At 73.5% G+C, this 1,116-nt stretch carries 1 protein-coding gene; it reads left to right on the forward strand.

What is annotated here, in order from left to right; genetic code table 11:
• Positions 1 to 1,116, forward strand: a 1,116-nt coding sequence (locus P1P70_RS44945; RefSeq protein WP_319248302.1) for an amino acid adenylation domain-containing protein, incomplete at both ends; no start/stop codon positions are given.

Below are 1,116 nucleotides of genomic sequence, written 5' to 3' on the forward strand. Positions count from 1 at the left end.
CCCCCGAACCCCCTGCCGATCCCGACGCCATCGCCTACGTCATCTTCACCTCCGGCTCGACGGGCCGCCCCAAGGCCGTGCCCATCACCCACCGGTCGATGACGAACTACCTCGACTGGTCACTGACCACGTTCGGCTACGGCCCCGGCGACCGGCTCGCACAGACCGCGTCGGCCTGTTTCGACGCCTCCGTACGGCAGTTGCTGGCACCCCTGCTGGTCGGCGCCACCGTGCACACCCTCTCCCGCGACCTGCTGCGTGACCCGGAGGCCCTGCTCGACCGCGTCGTGGCGGACCGGATCACGGTGTGGAGCTCGGTCCCCACCCTGTGGGAACGCCTGCTCACCGCCGCCGAGGAACACGCCCACCGGAACGGCGGCACGGCCCCCGACCTCTCCGCCCTGCGCTGGGTCCACGTGGGCGGCGAGGCCCTGCCCGCCGCCCACGTACGCCGCTGGTTCGACCTCCTGGACACCGTCACCGTCACCGTCACCGTCGGCACCACCGACGCCGGAAGCGGCCCCCGCGCCCTTCCCCGCCCTCGGCCCCACCGGATCGCCAACCTCTACGGCCCCACCGAGACCACCATCAACGCCACCTGCCACATCATCGGCACCCGCCCGGCGGACGACGTCCGCCACCTCCCCATCGGCCGCCCGATCACCGGTACGGAACTGGCCGTCGTCGGCGAGGACGGCCACGAGTGCGCCACCGGCGAACCCGGTGAACTCCTCATCTCCGGAACCGGCCTCACCCCCGGCTACCTGGGCGATCCCCACCTCACCGCCGCCGCCTTCACCGAACGGGACGGCCGCCGCTGGTACCGCAGCGGCGACCGTGTCCGCCGTACGGCCGACGGGGTCCTGGAGTTCCTGGGCCGACTCGACGACCAGGTCAAGGTCCGGGGTCACCGCGTGGAACTCGGCGAGATCGAGGCCGCCCTGCTCACCCACCCGGGCGTCTCCCGCGCGGCCGTACTGCTGCGCGACGGCCGCCTGGAGGCGTACGTGGAGCCCAGGAACACCGGCCCGCATCACCCCGCCGCCGCCGACACCGCCGCCCCTCGCCCGCTCGGCCCTCACACCCTCGACCCGCGCGAGGTGCGCGACTTCCTCT

Origin of the sequence: Streptomyces sp. MB09-02B (genome assembly GCF_033794485.1) — a bacterium.
Classification (GTDB): Bacteria; Actinomycetota; Actinomycetes; order Streptomycetales; family Streptomycetaceae; genus Streptomyces.